The 18,515-nt window shown below is 43.8% G+C and carries 14 protein-coding genes; 7 read left to right on the forward strand and 7 right to left on the reverse strand.

All coding sequences use genetic code 11. From position 1 onward, the window contains the following. Positions 1-66: 66 nt before the first annotated feature. From CXF69_RS01285 to CXF69_RS01305, 5 genes are all read right to left on the reverse strand, one after another. Positions 67-1,236 (reverse strand): beta-barrel domain-containing protein, encoded by a 1,170-nt coding sequence (locus tag CXF69_RS01285; RefSeq protein ID WP_102078486.1) that lies wholly within the window; start codon positions 1,234-1,236, stop codon positions 67-69. 2 nt (positions 1,237-1,238) lie between these two features. Next, positions 1,239-3,563, reverse strand: coding sequence for a type I secretion system permease/ATPase (locus tag CXF69_RS01290; protein ID WP_102078487.1), 2,325 nt, complete (start codon positions 3,561-3,563; stop codon positions 1,239-1,241). A gap of 74 nt (positions 3,564-3,637) precedes the next feature. Then, positions 3,638-5,119: a TolC family protein gene (locus CXF69_RS01295; RefSeq protein ID WP_102078503.1), complete on the reverse strand. Its 1,482-nt coding sequence runs from the start codon at positions 5,117-5,119 to the stop codon at positions 3,638-3,640. A gap of 407 nt (positions 5,120-5,526) precedes the next feature. Beyond that, a complete protein-coding gene (locus CXF69_RS01300) occupies positions 5,527-6,204 on the reverse strand; it encodes a cupin domain-containing protein (RefSeq protein WP_101205257.1) in 678 nt (225 codons plus the stop codon). A 92-nt stretch (positions 6,205-6,296) separates the two neighbouring features. Continuing rightward, entirely contained in the window at positions 6,297-7,160 is an 864-nt protein-coding gene (locus CXF69_RS01305; RefSeq protein ID WP_102078488.1) for a universal stress protein, read from the reverse strand. A gap of 377 nt (positions 7,161-7,537) precedes the next feature. Here CXF69_RS01305 and CXF69_RS01310 point away from each other — a divergent pair, with 377 nt between their 5' ends. From CXF69_RS01310 to CXF69_RS01340, 7 genes are all read left to right on the forward strand, one after another. Beyond that, positions 7,538-8,071 carry a DUF2058 domain-containing protein gene (locus CXF69_RS01310; protein ID WP_102078489.1) on the forward strand — a complete coding sequence of 178 codons (534 nt, stop codon included), beginning with the start codon at positions 7,538-7,540 and terminating at the stop codon, positions 8,069-8,071. A 455-nt stretch (positions 8,072-8,526) separates the two neighbouring features. Next, positions 8,527-8,931 (forward strand): hypothetical protein, encoded by a 405-nt coding sequence (locus CXF69_RS01315; RefSeq protein WP_102078490.1) that lies wholly within the window; start codon positions 8,527-8,529, stop codon positions 8,929-8,931. Positions 8,932-9,265: 334 nt separating this feature from the next. Continuing rightward, positions 9,266-11,314 carry an FAD-dependent oxidoreductase gene (locus tag CXF69_RS01320; RefSeq protein ID WP_228706730.1) on the forward strand — a complete coding sequence of 683 codons (2,049 nt, stop codon included), beginning with the start codon at positions 9,266-9,268 and terminating at the stop codon, positions 11,312-11,314. Between the two features lie 169 nt (positions 11,315-11,483). Next, positions 11,484-12,782: an ABC transporter substrate-binding protein gene (locus CXF69_RS01325; RefSeq protein WP_102078492.1), complete on the forward strand. Its 1,299-nt coding sequence runs from the start codon at positions 11,484-11,486 to the stop codon at positions 12,780-12,782. Next, positions 12,779-14,542: an ABC transporter permease gene (locus tag CXF69_RS01330; RefSeq protein ID WP_205963286.1), complete on the forward strand. Its 1,764-nt coding sequence runs from the start codon at positions 12,779-12,781 to the stop codon at positions 14,540-14,542. The genes CXF69_RS01325 and CXF69_RS01330 overlap by 4 nt, the downstream gene beginning before the upstream one ends. A 105-nt stretch (positions 14,543-14,647) precedes the next feature. After that, positions 14,648-15,307, forward strand: a complete 660-nt coding sequence (locus CXF69_RS01335; RefSeq protein WP_228706731.1) for an ATP-binding cassette domain-containing protein — start codon at positions 14,648-14,650, stop codon at positions 15,305-15,307. A gap of 80 nt (positions 15,308-15,387) precedes the next feature. Next, the gene (locus CXF69_RS01340) at positions 15,388-16,014 is read left to right on the forward strand and encodes a CDP-alcohol phosphatidyltransferase family protein (RefSeq protein ID WP_102078494.1); all 627 of its coding nucleotides are present in this window, start codon (positions 15,388-15,390) and stop codon (positions 16,012-16,014) included. 44 nt (positions 16,015-16,058) lie between these two features. Here CXF69_RS01340 and CXF69_RS01345 read toward each other — a convergent pair whose 3' ends face one another. Then, entirely contained in the window at positions 16,059-16,670 is a 612-nt protein-coding gene (locus CXF69_RS01345) for a TetR/AcrR family transcriptional regulator (RefSeq protein WP_102078495.1), read from the reverse strand. A 247-nt stretch (positions 16,671-16,917) separates the two neighbouring features. Next, positions 16,918-18,444 carry an aldehyde dehydrogenase family protein gene (locus CXF69_RS01350; protein ID WP_227543653.1) on the reverse strand — a complete coding sequence of 509 codons (1,527 nt, stop codon included), beginning with the start codon at positions 18,442-18,444 and terminating at the stop codon, positions 16,918-16,920. Positions 18,445-18,515 lie beyond the last annotated feature (71 nt).

The raw sequence follows: 18,515 nt of genomic DNA on the forward strand, positions 1-18,515 counted from the left end.
TAAAAAAACCCCAGCGATTAACTGGGGTTTTTATTATCTTATCAATAAATACTCAATATTAAGCTGTTAGCGCTCACCCAAACCTTCTGATAAGGTTTTGGTAATTGGCTTAGTCAAATAAGACAATACCGTACGCTCCATTGCTTTAATATCAACAGAAGCTGTCATACCAGGTTTGATGACAATCTCATCACCGCGCCCCTTAAACTCAGCACCATTAATCACAATTAATACACGGTAGTAAGGCTCTTCGCCTTTAGGTGTTTGCTCCATTAGCGTGTCTGGACTGATATAGTTGACTGTACCTTTCATGGCTCCAAAGATAGAGTAATCATAAGCATCAAGCTTAACCGTCGCTTCTTGACCTTCTTTGACATAAGCAATATCAGCAGGACTGACCTTGGCATCTATAACCAAGTCACTACTGGTCGGTAAAATCTGCATGATGACCTCGCCTGGCTTAACAACACCGCCAATAGTGGTCACATTGATGTTTTTAATTTTACCTTCTGTGGGCGCCATCAAGCGCTTCTCTTCAAGTACTTGCGCCCGATCTCGCAATTGCTCAAGCTCGGTATCTAGCTCTTCTTGAGCCTTGGTCATTTCAGCCTGTGCTTCTTCGAAGTACTTATTACGCTTGTTATTAATCTGCGCTTCGATATCAGCAACTTGGCGGCTGAGTTTGATGACATCAGCTTGACTGACATCGCCATACTTTAATAAAGGCTCATTCATACGCAATTCTTGACGCGCCAACACTAGCATTTTCTCAAGGGAAGAGACTTCTTCATTGATAGCTTGACGACGTCTATTGTATAGCGCCCTTTGGTTTTGCACGTACTCAGGATAGTCCTGTACCCCTTTAGGAAATACCAACGGTTTTTCAAAAATCTCAGCATTTAGTCTGGCTAGCTTAGCAGTCAATGCAGCTGTTTTAGAAGCAGAGTTATCAACAGCCGCTTTAGCACGCTCCTCTTCCAGAACTACCAATAATTGACCTGCTTTGACCTCTTCACCTTCTGTGACAGCGAGCTGAGTCAAAATTCCACCTTCTGATGCTTGGATTTCCTGCGTTCGAGCGCTGGCGATTACCGTTGCTTGCGCACGAGTCACTTGGTCAATCTTGGCAAATGACGCCCAGACAATCAAAATGACAATTCCGATTAATGCTATCCAAATACTCAACCTTGAACGATTAACTTGGGGTTTAGTGGGTGTGTACTTATACTCTGACATGCCTACTTCCCTTGATCGTCTGTTGAATGTTTAGCACTGATGGGTTTTACGCTGATGTTTCTAACTCTAGAGGTAGCAGGCTTATTTTCGTCGGCACCTTCTTTTGACGGTTGGTTGGCTTTGTTAACGATTTTACCTTTTTGCTGCATGGTGGTTTTATTTTTTGCTTGATCGTTTTTTCTGAGCTCATCAAGTACAGCTTGTTTTGGACCGTCGATAATAATACGCTGGTTATCCATAATGATCAGACGATCTACCAAGTCTAGCAATGCTGTCTTGTGGGTCGACACAATAAACGTTTGCCCTTTCGTCAACTCCTGACGTAGCACTTGTAGACAGCGCTGCTCTTGTCGGTTATCCATAGAAGCTGTCGGCTCATCCAGCAAAAACACATCAGGTTTGGTCAATAATAAACGGGTAAATGCCACTAGTTGCTTTTGTCCCCCCGATAGGCCTTTACCGCCTTCACTGATCGGTAGGTCAAGACCACTTGAATGACTGGATACTAAGTTGATTAGCCCTGTCCTATTTAAAGTCTCTTGAAGGACATCATCATTGGGCGCTGCCATACCGATTAATAAGTTCTCACGCAGGGTTCCTTGAAACAGTCGATGGTCTTGCTGCAGATAACCCAAGCGCTCACTAAGTGTCTCACGACTGATCTGATGTATATCAAGTCCATCTAACAACACGCGTCCTTCCGTTGGTGCATACAGACCTGCCAGCACCTTAAGCAAGGTAGATTTACCTGAACCAATAGGCCCAAGTATCGCTATACGCTCTCCTGGTTTAATCGACAGTTGCGGAACTGTAATGGCTGGTCGATCGTTGCCTTGGTAATTGAACGTCAATCCATCGCACTGATATGCGCCTTTTATATGCGTAGGCGATAATGGATACGCAACGCCTTGGTTGTCTTGCTCCAGTGCAAACAGACTCTCAATATTCATTTTGGCGGCTTTGGCATGAGCGTACTGTACTAGCAGGTTGGGTATCGCCATAACAGGCGCTAACACTCTACCACCAAGTATCGAGCAGGCAATCAGTCCGCCCATTGTCATGTCACCTTGCATGACGACAAACGACCCGACTATTACGATACCAACGTAGCTTACTTGCTGTAGCATCTGCGTAAAATACGTTAAGTTATCATTGGCATGCTTCATATCCAAATCGTTTTTGATGGTGACATCCATCACATCTAGCCAACGCGAGAGAAACTTCCAACTGCCTGCTCCTGCTTTTATTGTCTCGACGCCTTCCACAGCTTCTACCAACAGACCCGTCTTATAATAAGAGGCAGTCGCGCCCTCTGATGCGATGGCATCGATGCGTTTGCGTGCAATCAGTCCCATCGTAATTGCGATGACCGCCGCTATCACTGGTACAACAGCGACTAATGGCGAGCCAATAAAAGCTATTAAGCTGATAAAAATAATGGTCATGGGCAAATCGACTAAGCCAAAAAGCGTGCTCGCCGTAAAAAAGCTACGTACTTGCTCATAACCACGTAGCTGTGCTGCCATAGAGCCAACTGACCCCGGCATTTGGTCGATACGTACTTTGAGTAGACGTTGGAACACTTCTCGAGATAGGTACTGGTCTAGACCGACGACGACCTTATCCATGATTTTTGAGCGAGAAAACTTCATAAACGCTTCAAACATGATGACTAAGAAGACGCCACTGGCTAAAATGATCAGCGTGTATTCGCTACGAGTCGGTATGACCCGGTCATACACCTGCATCGAAAATAAAGAGACGGCTAGTGCCAACATATTAATCAAAAAGGTTGCAATAACGGCTTCAGCTAAAATACCTTTATAATTACCCAAATCAGACTTTAATAGATCAGAAAATGTGGCCTTTCGCTGCTTAATATGATCTTCTTTTAGACGAATACGCATGACCAAAGTCAATTCTTCGGCACGCGTATGTACCTGCTGGTTCGCTTGTCTAAAGTTCCAACTTTTTTGCGGCGTTTGGCTATCAATCACGCCCCAACCTAAATCTGTTCGATACGCTAGTAAGGGCAAAAAAGCGGCATCAGGCTGCTCTAATATTTCTGGTGTATCTGTTATACCAATGCCTTGTAATACTGCAATGACACCGCCTAACTCATGAATGCTTTGACCTTGTATATCCGATTGCTCACTATGACGTTTGACAATATCATGGAGCCGTATGTTATCTACTGGATAGCCTTGCTGTCCGAGTAAATGCTTAATCGCATCAGTCAACGTTTCGGTCAGATCAACCTGCTCTGAGTGTTGCAGCTCATGGTGGTCAACAGACTGAGACGGTGTCTTTTGTAATTGTGCACTCATATTAATCGCTTATTTAATATTTTAGATGGTTGCGTATGTAGGATAATTTACGCCTATTTATATGACTTTTTGATTTACTTATTTGTCATATTCTCTTGATCAGTTATCGGCGTAATACTGTAATCATCATTTAACATGAGATACTCACCATTGTTCAAGCTTTGCTCTGCCGTCGCGGGCAGCTTAATATCGATATATTCTTCTGCTGAATTGTTTCCATAACCGAAATGACTACTAGCGTTGTTTTTGTCTTGCTTATTGAGCCCTTGCTTGACAGAGTTGGCTGGGCTAAACAAAGTCACTGGGTCGCGATTATGAGAAAACTGCTGCCACTGCATGATGCCAAAATCTACTTGTAGTCTATAAAATGCACCCAACATTTCTGCGCGAGTTTGTACCAGCTGGACTTGATAATCGTTATGCTCACGGACAGCATTTAGGACTTCTAGCCATGACTTGCGTCCTGCGATGAACTGCCGGCGATAAGAACTGACTACAATCTGTGCCCCCGCTACAGCCGCAACCAACGAGGTTTCCCGGTCTTTGGCACTGACAAACTGCTGATACTGTACTTGAATGTTCTCGATGACATTACGGCGTGCAGCTTCTTGGTTTTGTACTAGGCTGTTGACCTCTGCCTGTGAGGCTCGTGCTAGCGCAAAATTGGAAAATCCAGCACCTGGTGCATAGCTCAATCCCACTGAAAACTTACCATCGTTTTCGTTATCCTCATGATAGTAAGCATGCTCATATTGGGCATAAATGGTTGGATAACGAGCAGCTTGCTGTGCTTCGACACCCTGCTTAGCGGATTCAATTTGGAAGTGTTCTTTTACAACGGTAGGATTGTAAAAGCCAGCTCTATCAAATGCCATTCTTTCAAAGTCAACGGATTGCTGCTTGGCTTGATTTACCAATACCTTAAGATTCGGTATGCTCGTGACACTCATCTGAGACAGTGGTTGACCAATGATTTGTTCTAACCTAGCAGCGGCGATACGTTGCTGCTCAACTGCCGCTTGATAAGATGTTTGCTCTTGCAATATACGGTTAGTCACCAGATCAAGCTCAATACGAGCTGATACACCTTGACCAACGCGTCGCTGCATCATGGCTTCAAAATCATTCAGCTCTTTTAAGTTCTCCACATGGACACTTTGTGTCGCGACGGCTTGGATATAGCTTTGCCAAGCATCAATCGTTGTCTTGGCCACTAAGTTTTGCTGCTCGTAGATATACTCTACAGCAGCCTTGTCATCGAATATGGCTTGATTGACATCTGCGGTGAGTTTACCCCCTGTCCATAGGGGCTGGCGAATAGTAACCTCTGAGACAAAATCATTGTCTCTATCGTAACCTGAGCTTACGCTTGGTGTTGGTAAAAGGTTTAATTTGGCCGCATTAATTCCTTCGGTAGTTGCTTGTTGACTCGCTCGAGCCGACCCTACTAAAGGATGCGTTTGAATTGCCTGCGCCACTAGGCTATTGATTTGGAAATCTGCTACTACTGCGTGTGAAGTCACGGTAAAACATATACCAGTCGCCAAAGCGGTCATAAAATGGCGCACTGAAATACTACGAAGTGACTGCTTACGATTTGACGAATTTTTCATATTATTTTAGTAATCGCCCTTGTTGATGCGCTCTTAAATGTGTATTCAACACTTCTGTGTTAAACCTTACTAGACCTAAGTTAGTAAGGCAACAACTCATATACTATATAAGCATGAATTAGAGCTCACTACTGTTCTATATACAAAAGTTAAAGCATTCCATTTAATTACTTAGGCTACTTTTTTAGAAGAAGATACTTGGAAGGTTGTTATTTTTTGAAGGTAGATGAAAAAGATGATGCTTGGTACCTTTTACTTAATATATTTCATGCAAAAAAAAGCAATGGTCCTAATATATTGAACTTACTAAGGTATAATTTGTCTATACAATTAATAAGTGCTATTTAGGTTTATTTAACCTTTAAACCGATGACATGATTAAGATGGCCAGTTTTTAAGTATATGGTTGCGCCCTCCACCCCTGCTTTTATTTGTACGCTTATATCTATCGGTAGGCGTATCCAACTATCCTGCTGATATAACTGTCCACCCTCTATTAGCTCGCCTGCTACAACTAATATTTCTGCACCGCCATGAACTGTCTCAGTGAATAGCAACTCGCCTGCATCGATACGCTGTAGACTAACGCGCTCTACCCCATCGGAAAAAAGCTTGCAGACAGTACGGTCGCCTTGTCGTTGCCAATTGGCATCATTGTAAGTGTTGATAGCCACGTGCTGCGTTTCGTCAGATGACATTTGCCGTAACTTGACAAAAATGACAGCACCTTCGTCACTATAAGGCCGATGACCTGATGTCGGTGGATTACGTAAATACCAACCTGCTGGATAATGAGTGTCATCTGCAGAAAAAGTGCCTGACAATACCAAAATCTCTTCGCCGCCTGGATGCAGATGGTGCGGAAAGTAAGAGTTTGGCGCATAACGCACAAGACTGGTAGCGCGAGCCTTCTCCGCACCCACACGATCAAGCATCACACGCTCCACACCATTTTGTGGTGACTTAATCCATTGATGTGCTTCAGGGGTCAGTGAAGCACGTTGTGAAAAATCTGCATTAATTAGCATAAAATATTCCAAAAGTATTAAATGATTAGGGCGTACCCACAATATAAAGCTGAGGATACGCCCTAGACGATAAACACAAATATATGACGTTATTACCGCACTAGAATAACTGGTGATAACGTGCTAGCGATAATTTCTGTCGTTGTACTTCCGAGAAACAATTGCTGCCATTTCGAATGTCCGTACGCACCCACCACCATAATGTCGACATTGTTCTCTACCTGAAACTTTAACAATCCGTCCACCGCATCAGAAGCAGATAAGTGATGTGCTTCAACGACAAACCCAGCATCTTCTAACTGTGCGGCGGCGGCGCTCATACTTTGCTTGGCGGCGTCGTTATGATTGCCTACCATCACGATATGGCCTTTTAGACCTTTTAATAGTGGACTTTTTGACACCATTCGTGCCGCTTTAATAGAGGTCTTGCTACCGTCAAAGGCAATCATATAGGAGCTTGGCTCTTCAAATTTCTCTGAGCAAATCAATATAGGAATATCTGACCCACGAGCGACCGTCTCGATCTGACTACCAATATTAATCCGACTGTTCTTATGATCCTCTCCGCGGCGTCCCATCACAATCGCACGATTTGCTTCTTTGAAATGCTCAATACTAGGAAGCAACTTGCCGTGGCGTTGATAAACGCGAACATTGACATCAGCGAAACTGCTTTGAATGTGGCTTTTTGCATCTTGTACCAATGCATTACTATAGCTGTTGACGACTTTTGCTCTTTGCTCATCCAATTGGGACAACTCTTCTAATAAAAACTGACGGCTATTTATGCCTATAGCACCTGATAAATCCCGTCTAGTCGATGCTGGTATGTCACTGACATGCAATAATCCAACAGGTACGTTTAATTTACTGGCATACCACGCTGCATAGTCACAAACCGATTCAGTCACTGCCGAGCCGTCAATACAGGCCAAAATGTGCTGTGATGTTGTCATAATCTGTCCTTAAATTTAATTATTTAATCCTATACAGCTTGTTGGTTCTGACCAAGCTATGCTCTTTGGTTTATGTACTCTGACTGGGGTATGTTTCATTTACCTTATAATAGTTAGCTTTCAAAAATTATCTTATCAAGTAAATTTACCCATTCATTTGATAATAACCAATTTACACGGCTTCATCCAGCGATGTGTGCGACCCTTTTGCAATAATTGCAATTTGTTACCGTCAATCTTGTATAGGGCTTACCGCAGACTGATACCTAGCTATATATAAAGTCTTATCATCGTCTGACCACATGCGCTAGCAAAGTTTGCTACAATGTATTTTTTAGCATTTATGATTTCGGTATCGTTATTTAGGTGATTGGATTATGGCAAAAAATGCCCTACAGGCTCAATTATTAAAGGCTGGATTGGTTGATAGCAAAAAGGCCAAAAAAATCAGCAAACAAACGCAACATGCCAAGCGTACTGGTGACTCAGAAAGCGTCGAAGCAAAAAAAGCGTTGGCAGAGGCGCAAGCTCAAAAGCTAGAAAAGGATCAGAAGCTTAATCAAGAAAAGCAGCGCGTATTGGAAGAGAAAGCATTAAAAGCCAATATCGTGCAAATGATTAAGCAGCATCAGATTACTGAGACAGAAGGTGAGGTTAGCTATCAGTTTGTCGATGAATCCAAAGTAAAGAAAATCGCTATCACTCAGAAACTGTACGATCAAATCGTGGCTGGTCACGTGGTCATCGCACGCTTGGAAGAAAGCTACGCGCTATTACCTCGTCCATTGGCTGATCGTATTGATTCAAAAATGGAAGGCTTTATGGTTGTGTCAAACGACACTGCTGAGGAAGCATTGGCAGAAGACGATCCGTATGCTGCTTATGTGATTCCAGATGACTTGATGTGGTAAGGCATTATTTTACTGCTGTTGGCTTTACTATAGTGTTATAAGTATTCCCCCAAAAGCCCTTTATAGAATTTACGTTCTATAAAGGGCTTTTTTCGTTTATACGGGCTAGGCGAATTTTTGTAGCGCAAGATAAACGTTAAATGTGTCGACAGACTCAATCAAACGTATACAAATCGGGCTTCTTTAACCTAACATTGCTGGTTTGGTTAAAGAAAGTAACTCAGACCTATAATTGCTAGAATATGGATATAATCAACTTGAACAGTTATTCAATAACTACTACAATGCGTTTTTAGTACATTTTGTGGTAATACTTTGTTTATTTTTGAGTAATCACTCAATATTGTTCATATTTTACCTGTGTTTGTTACCTGATAGTTCGGTGCCGTCATGCCCGTTTTATTTGCTTAATTTGTTCCAATTCACTTTTACTTTTTCTCAAAAAGAGATAATTCATGCCAAAACATTTGCCACTCTCACTATTGTTTCTTCGCCTTGGTGTTTTCATCGTATTCTTCTTTTGGACACTCGACAAATTCGTAAATCCTGAGCATGCCGCCAATGTGTTTGCTAAATTCTATGCATTGGAAAACTTGGGCATCACTATTGTTTACCTGATTGGTAGCTTGCAAATTATTCTTATCTTCTCGTTTGTCATGGGTTTATTCAAAAAATGGACATACGGCATTATCTTATTACTACATGCCGCTTCTACTTTTGCATCTTTTGGTCTTTACCTAACGCCTTTTGATAACTTGTTGTTCTTTGCTGCATGGCCAATGCTGGCAGCCTGTTTGGCGCTATTCTTAATGAGAGACTATGACACCCTAACATTGGGTAAAAATACGTCTCCAGTATAAATGTCAGCGGCAATGCTTATTGCTTAAGTAGTATAAATGTCAGACAGCAAGACATAATTTATATACTATTAAGACTGCCGACTTAAACTTTTTATCGTGGTTAGGCGATTCAGACGATTCGATTTGATCGCCACCATTACTTAAACAGGGTTACTCAGGGATGAGTGTTCTACTGTTTGAGCAATAACTACGATTTTAGCCTTCGCTCCCTTATTTGGCCGGATTTTTCATGATTAAAAGAATATTTTTAATACTATTGATATTGATATTAGCGGCAAGTTTTTTTTATTTTGACCTAAATCAATTATTGACGCTTGATGGCTTAAAAGGGTCGATGGCACAATTTAATGACTATAAAGCGCAGTCACCACTATTAATTATCGGTGGATTTTTCTTACTATATGTCATCGTTACTGCCCTCTCCTTACCAGGCGCTGCGATTTTGACGCTAGCCGCTGGTGCGCTATTTGGTTTGGTTCAGGGCTTACTCGTTGCCTCATTTGCATCGAGTATTGGTGCTACCATTGCCTTCTTGGCATCGCGATATCTACTGCGTGACACCATCAAACAGCGCTTTCCTGAGCGGTTGGCAGCTATTGATGCAGGCGTCGAAAAAGAAGGTGGGTTTTATTTATTTACCTTACGTCTGGTACCCATATTTCCATTCTTTTTGATTAACCTATTGATGGGTGTGACGTCTATTAAAACATGGACTTATTACTGGGTCAGTCAAATCGGTATGCTGGCTGGGACGTTTGTTTTTGTCAATGCAGGGACACAGCTGGCACAAATAGACAGTTTATCGGGTATTTTATCTTTCAACTTAATTGTCTCGTTTGCGTTATTAGGTTTCTTCCCATTAATAGCAAAAGGAGTGTTGAACATGTTTAAAAAACGCCGTGTTTATAAAAACCACACCAAACCTAAAAGGTTCGATCGCAATATGATTGTGATTGGCGCTGGCGCTGGTGGATTGGTTACAAGCTACATTGCCGCAGCAGTAAAGGCGAAAGTCACACTGATTGAAGCAGGTGAAATGGGCGGTGATTGTCTCAATTATGGCTGTGTACCTAGTAAAGCCATCATTAAGAGCGCAAAAATCGCTGACCAAATTCGTCATGGGGAAAACTACGGTCTAGAGAACACCGTACCGCAGTTTTCGTTCAAAAAAGTGATGGCACGCGTACAGCAAGTAGTGGCTGATATCGCACCGCACGACAGTGTTGAACGTTATACCAATCTGGGCGTCGATGTGGTCAAAGGCTATGCTAAATTAGTTGACCCGTGGACAGTAGAAATCAAACTGAACGACGGCGGCATGCAGACCCTAACAGCGCGCACCATTGTCATTGCCACGGGCGCCCGTCCATTTGTACCACCTCTATCAGGTATAGAAGAAACAGGCTACGTAACCAGTGACACGCTATGGACGAAGTTTGCTGAGCTAGAAGAAGCCCCGAAAAAGCTAGTAGTACTGGGCGGTGGACCAATCGGTAGCGAGCTTGCGCAAAGCTTTGCTCGCTTAGGCTCTAATGTGACGCAAATTGAGATGAGCGATCGCATTATGGGTAAAGAAGACCTTGAAGTCTCTACCTTTGCTCACCAATCACTTACTGATAGCGGCGTCAATATTTTAACTTCGCATCAAGCGATGCGCTGCGAGATGCGTGATGGCAAAAAATACATTATCGTCAAACACAATGAAACAGAAATCGATATCGAGTATGATGAGCTACTTTGTGCGGTTGGTCGTAGCGCACGCCTTGAAGGTTATGGTTTAGAGGCGCTAGGTATCGAAACCAATCGTACTATCGTGACCAACGAATATCTCGAGACGTTATATCCCAATATCTTTGCTGCAGGCGATATCGTCGGGCCCTACCAGTTTACTCATGTCGCTGCCCATCAGGGTTGGTACGCCGCAGTGAATGGTTTATTTGGCAATCTGAAAAAGTTTAAAGTAGATTATCGCGTCATTCCTTGGGTTACATTTATCGACCCAGAAGTCGCTCGTGTTGGTATTAACGAGCAAGAAGCCATTGATAAAGGCATCGATTACGAGATTACTCGTTTTGAGTTTGAAGAGTTAGATCGTGCCATTACAGATAGCGCAGCTAAAGGCTTTATTAAAGTCATTACGCCAAAAGGTAAAGACAAAATATTGGGTGTGACGGTAGTGTCTGAACATGCAGGCGACCTAATCGCTGAATTTGTACTGGCCATGAAACATGGTCTGGGTCTTAATAAAATATTGGGCACCATTCATAGCTACCCTACTTGGGCTGAAGGCAACAAATACGCAGCTGGTGAGTGGAAACGTGCTCATGCGCCTGAGACCGTATTGAGTTGGCTAGAGAAATACCATACTTGGCGTCGCGGTTAGTTAATGGCAGTTTGCTCGTAGGCATCGTTAAATGATGCGACTGGTGGGAAAGCTCTAAAAAAAGCCGAACAAAACTGGTTTAGATTTCGTAGTATCTGTTTGGTTTGATATGACAGCCTATGAGATCTTTACCGGCTTTACTAACATTTAAATCATAACGGAAATTTGAATGCGCGTTATTACCACTTTACCGATGCTCAAACGTCTTACGCGATATAGCACCTACGCTATGGTGATGAGCATTTGTATTGGTATATCAGCAAGCACAGCATCGCCAACTACTGCCAATATTAACCAAGACTTATCACCTTGGCAGCAGATAGAAACCCAAGGCAGCAACCAAGACGTTTACTTTTATGCATGGGGCGGTGATCCACAGATTAACGCCTATCTACAATGGGTCGCCGATCAAGTCGATGATAAATACAATATCAACTTAGTCCATGTTAAATTGAGTGACACCAGTGAAGCAGTCAGTCGGGTACTCGCAGAAAAATCTGCTCATAATGACGATCAAGGCAGTGTGGATCTCATCTGGATTAATGGTGCTAACTTTGCCACTATGAGTGAAAACTCATTATTACTTAAACAATGGGCAAACAAACTGCCTAATTTTACGTTGACTGATCCGGACAATAATCCAACTGTAAATTTCGACTTTGGTGTGCCGACCAACGGCATGGAAGCACCATGGGGACAAGCCGCTCTGACGTTTTATTACGACAGCCTTTCGACCAGTAAACCGCCAACAACGCTAACTGAACTGACCACTTGGACAGCACAAAACCCTGGCCGCTTTAGCTACCCAAAGCCGCCTGATTTTTTGGGTATGAGTTTCTTAAAGTACGTCTTAGTTATGCTGCATGAGCAACAAGACGCTCAAACGGGTAAAGACATTAGTGCGCAGCTCAACTTGCCTGCCACTGAAGTAAACACCGCGCTTGTATTAGATCCGCTGTGGGCGTTTTTAGATGGCTTTCATCCAACCTTATGGCGTAAGGGCGAGCAGTTTGTACAGACAGGGGCGCAGATGCGGCGCTTGGTCGATGATACGGAGCTGAGTCTCGCGTTTACCTTTTCAGCACCAGAAGTTCCTGCAGCCGTACAGCGTTATGACTTACCCCAGAGCATTCGCAGCTTTGCCATGAGCGACGGCAGCTTAAGCAATACTCATTTTGTTGCTATCCCTTATAACGCTAGCCATCCTCAGGCGGCACAATTAGTAGCCAACTTCTTAATGAGTCCAGAAGCCCAAGCAAAAAAACAAAGCCCTTCAGTATGGGGTGACAAAAGCGTACTGGTTCAATCTACACTTAGCCCTGTACAACAAGCATTATTCAAAACCAAGCAGCCTCATCCAAGCGCCCTACCCTTTGACAGTGTCAAACGCACGGTAAGCGAGCCGCATCCAAGTTGGGTAGAGGCCATCCAGCAAGGCTGGCAAGCACGTTATGGGGTGAGTCCATGAGCCAAGGTTTTGGTAAAATAACGAAAAAAGGTGATAAACCTAGACCTATTATGATTGAGAAAAAAGATCTGTTTACGCGTATCGTGTCTTTTAGTCCTAAACTCTTAATTCTCATATTAATACTACCGGTACTCTGTGGCCTCATCTGTGTACTATTACCTGCTCTGAGCTGGCTTCCTGCCCTAGAAAAAACAACCTTGAATCTGCAAGGGTTTATAGACCTGTGGCAAACGCCTGGTATCACGCAGATGGCTGCATTAAGTCTGGCTACAGGACTTATCAGCACCTTACTTGCTTTTGTCATTGCCCTGATGATATTAGCCGCGTTTTTTAACAGTGTTTGGTTGCAGCGTATTGAGCACTTACTAAGCCCTATATTGGTCATTCCTCATGCAGCTGCAGCTATTGCCGTTGGATTTTTGATTGCGCCATCAGGCATGTTTGCACGGCTCATCTCCCCCTGGCTAACTGGTTGGGAGATGGCACCCGATGGTATGTTTCCGCATGATCCGTACGGTATTAGCATCATCTTGGGTTTAACCTTAAAAGAGCTGCCTTTTCTGTTATTAATGGCTTTAGGCGCGCTGGCTCAGCCTGAGCTTGGCAAAAAATTGCGTCAGCAATATACCGTCGCGCTCAATCTTGGTTACTACCCAATTACTGCTTTTTTTAAGGCGGTCTTGCCTCTGTTATATTCTTTTCTACGTTTGCCTATTTTGGCAGTGCTTGCCTATGCCAGTGCGAGCGTTGAGATGCCGTTGATATTGGGCCCTAACACACCGCCAACGCTTGCTGTCTCTATCATACAATGGTTCAACGATGTTGACCTGACCCTGCGTATCAAGGCATCAGCAGGCGCATTATTACAGCTCGCATTGACAGCAGGTTTAGTCGTCTTTTGGCTGGGCGGCGAAAAAGCTATCAAAACAATATTTAGTGTTTCGTCAATCAATGGCAAGCGTCATTATGCAGACGCTATCTGGCAAAAAGTCACCGCTATGCTTACCGTAGGCGTGATTGGTTTTATGCTACTGTCACTCTCTGGCCTCGTTTTATGGGCATTTGCAGGATTTTGGCGGTTTCCGGCGATGCTACCAGAGCAATTCGTATTATTACACTTTCAAAGTGCCTTTACCCAAATGAGCACACCATTGGTCAATACGCTTAGCATTGGGGCCGTCAGTACTGCCTTTGCTGTTTTTCTGACTTTGCTATGCTTGGAAGCTGAGCAACTGAGTGCTAAGCCATTGTCACACTTCACCAGTTTTATTATTTACTTACCGCTCTTGGTGCCAAGTATTGCTTTCTTGTTTGGCTTGGTATGGTTGCAGCAGTTGGCCAATCATCAATCAGAATTTTTTAATGTGGCATTTGCCCATCTTTTATTCGTGCTACCGTACGTGTTTTTATCATTGGCCAGTAGCTATCGACGCTTAGACTCACGTTTCGCTCATGTGGCCGCCAGCCTTGGCGCTGCTCCTATCAAAGTATTTTTTCAGATAAAACTGCCGCAGTTATTTGCCCCTATTTTAATTGCCATTGCGCTCGGTCTAGCGATCAGCTTCGGCCAGTACTTGCCAACTCTATTGGCGGGTGGCGGACGTATTGCCACTATCACAACAGAAGCAGTGACACTGGCGAATGGAGCCAGTAGGCGTACCAGTGCTGTTTATGCCATCATGCAAATGGCGCTACCGCTCATCGGTTTTATAGTGGCTTGGATGCTACCCAAATACTTTTTTAGAAGTGGCGCGCGGTAGCAAGCTGTTCATGAATAAGAACAGTTGTGAAAAGTATCAGGTATCGAAAACAGCCGTTATGAAAAAAATAGCCGCTAAAAATATTAAACATTCAAATAATTAGTCATGAAAAACGCAAATAAAGGGTTCCTGATGCCATCATCTCTACAGATAAAAGACTTACAGCTGTTTCGTCAAAACGAGCAGTTATTGAATATCAATGAGAACATTGTTGGTGGCGACATCCTAACCGTAATGGGCCCTTCTGGTAGTGGCAAGTCCAGTTTACTCAACTGGCTAACAGGCACTTTGGCGAGTGACTTTACCGCGACGGGTACTGTCTGGTTAAACGATAAAAATGTGACTCACCTGCCTGCGCATTTGCGCCGTATTGGCGTGCTGTATCAAGATGCACTGCTGTTTTCGCACCTATCAGTCGCAGGCAATATTGCTTTTGCCATGCCAAAAGGAAACAAAAAACAGCGAGTTAAAAAAATAGCGCAGTCTTTAGCGCAAGTGGGTTTAGAGGGGATGGGAGATCGTCATCCTGATAATCTATCAGGTGGTCAACAAGCACGTGTCGCCCTACTGCGCACGCTGCTGAGTGAGCCCAAAGCGATACTACTTGATGAGCCGTTTAGCAAACTTGATACTCAATTGAGAATGGATACGCGACAATTGGTATTCGATCAGATTCGTACTCATAAGTTGCCTGCTATTATGGTCACGCACGACCAAAGTGACGCTGAAGCAGCCAATGGCAAAGTTATTTATGTAGGACGATAATTTTAGATATCAGAGTCAAATATCAACGCTAAATACCCAGTCAAAGTATCAAAACAAGCAAAATATAAAAGGCAGCTCGCATGCTAGACAAATTTATTACGCCCGTCATCAAGCCGCTGCTAACCCCGATAGTAGCGACATTGCATAAGTTCGGTATTACGGCTGATCAGCTTACAGTAGCTGGATTCTTGGTTGGTATGTTGGCATTGCCACTCCTCGCGTTTGAGCTATGGTATGGCGCACTGGCAGTGATTATATTGAATCGTATTTTTGATGGGCTGGATGGCGCAATGGCACGCTATGCCCAGCAAAGCTCAAACGCAGGCGGTTATTTAGATATCACCCTCGATTTTTTGTTTTATGCCGCTGTGCCACTAGGGTTTATTTTGGCCAACCCTGCACAAAACGCTATTGCAGGTGCCTTGTTATTAGCAGCATTTATCGGGACAGGTTCGAGCTTTTTGGCCTTTGCGATTTCTGCAGAAAAGTTTCAATTAGACAAGCCACAGTTTAAATATAAGAGCTTTTATTATCTTAATGGTCTTACAGAAGGCACCGAGACTATTGCTCTTTTTATTGCCCTCTGTATTTGGCCTCAGCATTTCGTGCTATTTGCTGGCATCTTTGCTACTGCCTGCGCTATTACTATTTTTACTCGTATACATGGTGGGTATCATACCCTCAAACAGCTCGAATCTATCAAGTAAGCGTCTAGAGATATACGCCGTATCAAAACCCAACCATCATACCGCTAAACATTTACCGAATCGTCCAGTCGCAGTGCTTCTATAGATAAAGCCATATCTTCAGCAAGGGCGTGTACCGTCGAGCTCTCTATGTCACGCTGTGCAAAGGCACGCAGTCCCATGACTTCTGCCTGTAAGCGGCGTCCAAGTCTAACCGGATCAAGCTCACTATCCATCTCACCGACACTCTGCGCTTCCTTAAAGCATTCTATGAATCGCGTCTCCATACCTGCCAGCAGCATCTCCACCTTGGTTAACGCTGTCTGCTCACGCGCACCCAGCTCTAGTAAGCTCTTGACCAACATACAGGCTCGGCTAGGTAACGCCTTATCACGAATCCCGCCAAGCTGACGTATATAAGCGGCAAGTCCTAATAAAGGCGTTTTATGATGGCTCAACACTCGCTCAAGCTCAGTCAACCCTAGACGTGCATAGTATTCTAGCGCCTCTTGAAACAGGCCTTCTTTATTACCAAAAGCGGCATAGATACTGCCTGGGCGCATATCGAGTGCTTGCTCGATGTCTTTTAGAGACGTGGCATGAAAGCCCTTTTGCCAAAAAAGCTGTAGCGCACGCTCCAAGGCGTCATGACGGTTGTAAAGTGCGGTGCGTGACATAATGTGCCCCATTTAAAAAGCCGTGACCTCATATAAAAATGGGCACGGCTATAAAACTTGAATGATTGCTCAATTTTATCCTGAATGGGTGCGACAGTAAAGTTAATATAAGAAACGGTCTGGTAAACAAACGTAATGCTAGAGCGTGACCTAGCTATCAATAATCACTCTACAATAATTCAACAGGCATGCTGATAGCTAGTAAATGGTCTCTACAGTGGCTAGTGATAATCTAATTGGAATCCAATTAATCGGTTAGTAATACGTGTTTGCTCTTTTGATAAGCGGACAAACCATCACCGCCCAACTCACGGCCGATACCGCTTTGTTTAAATCCGCCCCAGCCTGCTTCTGGCAGTACGATTTGTTGCCCGTTAATCCAGATATGTCCGGCTTTTATTTGTAGCGCCATCTCGAGTGCGGCAGTCTCATCAGCGCTCACGATGGTTGCTGCTAGAGCAAACTTGCTATCATTAGCTAGGCGAATAGCCTCTGCGTCGTCAGTAAAGGTTGCACAGACTAATACAGGGCCAAACACTTCCTCCATCCATAATTGGCTGGTCGTTGGCACATCCGTATAGATAGTAGGCATCGCAAAATAGCCAGATGCTTCTAATAGCTCACCGCCAGTTAAGCAATTCAGATTTTCAGCTGTCGCAATATCAAAGAATTTCTTAACTTGATTCAGCTGCTGCTCGCTCACCAATGGACCCATTTGCGTTTCTGTCGCAAAACCATCACCAATTTGCAAACTTTCCGTTTTAACTTTTAACGTATCAAACAGTTGTGTAGCGACATTTTGATGGACAATCAGACGCGACGTGGCCGAGCATATCTGACCTGCATTGGTAAATATACCACCAATGATTAAATCGCAAGCGTAATCAATATCAGCATCTGCGCAGACCACAATAGCAGACTTGCCACCTAGCTCTAAACTGATGTCTTTGATGCCTTTTGCTGCTTGAATCATGACCTTTTCGCCGACTACATTACTACCTGTAAACGATACTTTGTCAATCAGCGGATGACTGGTCATAGCAGTGCCCACTTCAGCAGCACCCGGTAAGATATTAACCACTCCTTTTGGCAAGCCAATCTCAGATAAGATATTACCTAGCATAAGCTCTGGTAATAGTGTCACTTCAGACGGTTTCAATAGCACGGTACATCCTGCCGCTAGCGCAGGAGCCAACTTCCAAGAGGTCGTCACCATTGGGAAATTCCAAGGGGTAATCAGCGCACAAACACCCACTGGCGAGTATGTCTTTAACAAGCGTATGCCTGACTCAAGCGTTGAGACCTTAGACCACGTTGCCTGCTCTGTGATGAGATTGGCATAGTAGCGATAGCAGGCAATGGCGTCCCCTACGTCTATCTTTGCTTCTTCAATTGGCTTGCCGTTGTTTAATACAGACAGCCCAACCAAGGTATCAAATTGCTGTTCCATAGACTCTGCAATCGCATTTAGATAGCGGGCACGCTCGCTTACCGTGGTCTGTGACCAGCCAGCAAACGCTTCATCAGCCGCTGCAACTGCCTGCTCTACATGGGCACTGGTGCATAAGCGCATCGTTGCAATTACATTGCCTGAATTTGGATCATACAACGCATGGTTATTTGTATTATCAAAGCTTGCATTACCAGAATCAGTCGCGAGCGCTTCAATCGTAACCCAGTCACCATTGATATAAGCGGCATTGAGTACAACTTCGGTTTGAGCCGTTTGTATGGCAGTTTCTCTGGTTAAATCTGTAGAGTTCAGCATTTCCATAATGGTCAATCGCCTTATATTTTTGATCAAATTGTCTTTATGTGCGTAACGTCCGTAACGTCATTGGCTAA

Origin of the sequence: Psychrobacter sp. Choline-02u-9 (genome assembly GCF_002836505.1) — a bacterium.
GTDB lineage: Bacteria > Pseudomonadota > Gammaproteobacteria > Pseudomonadales > Moraxellaceae > Psychrobacter.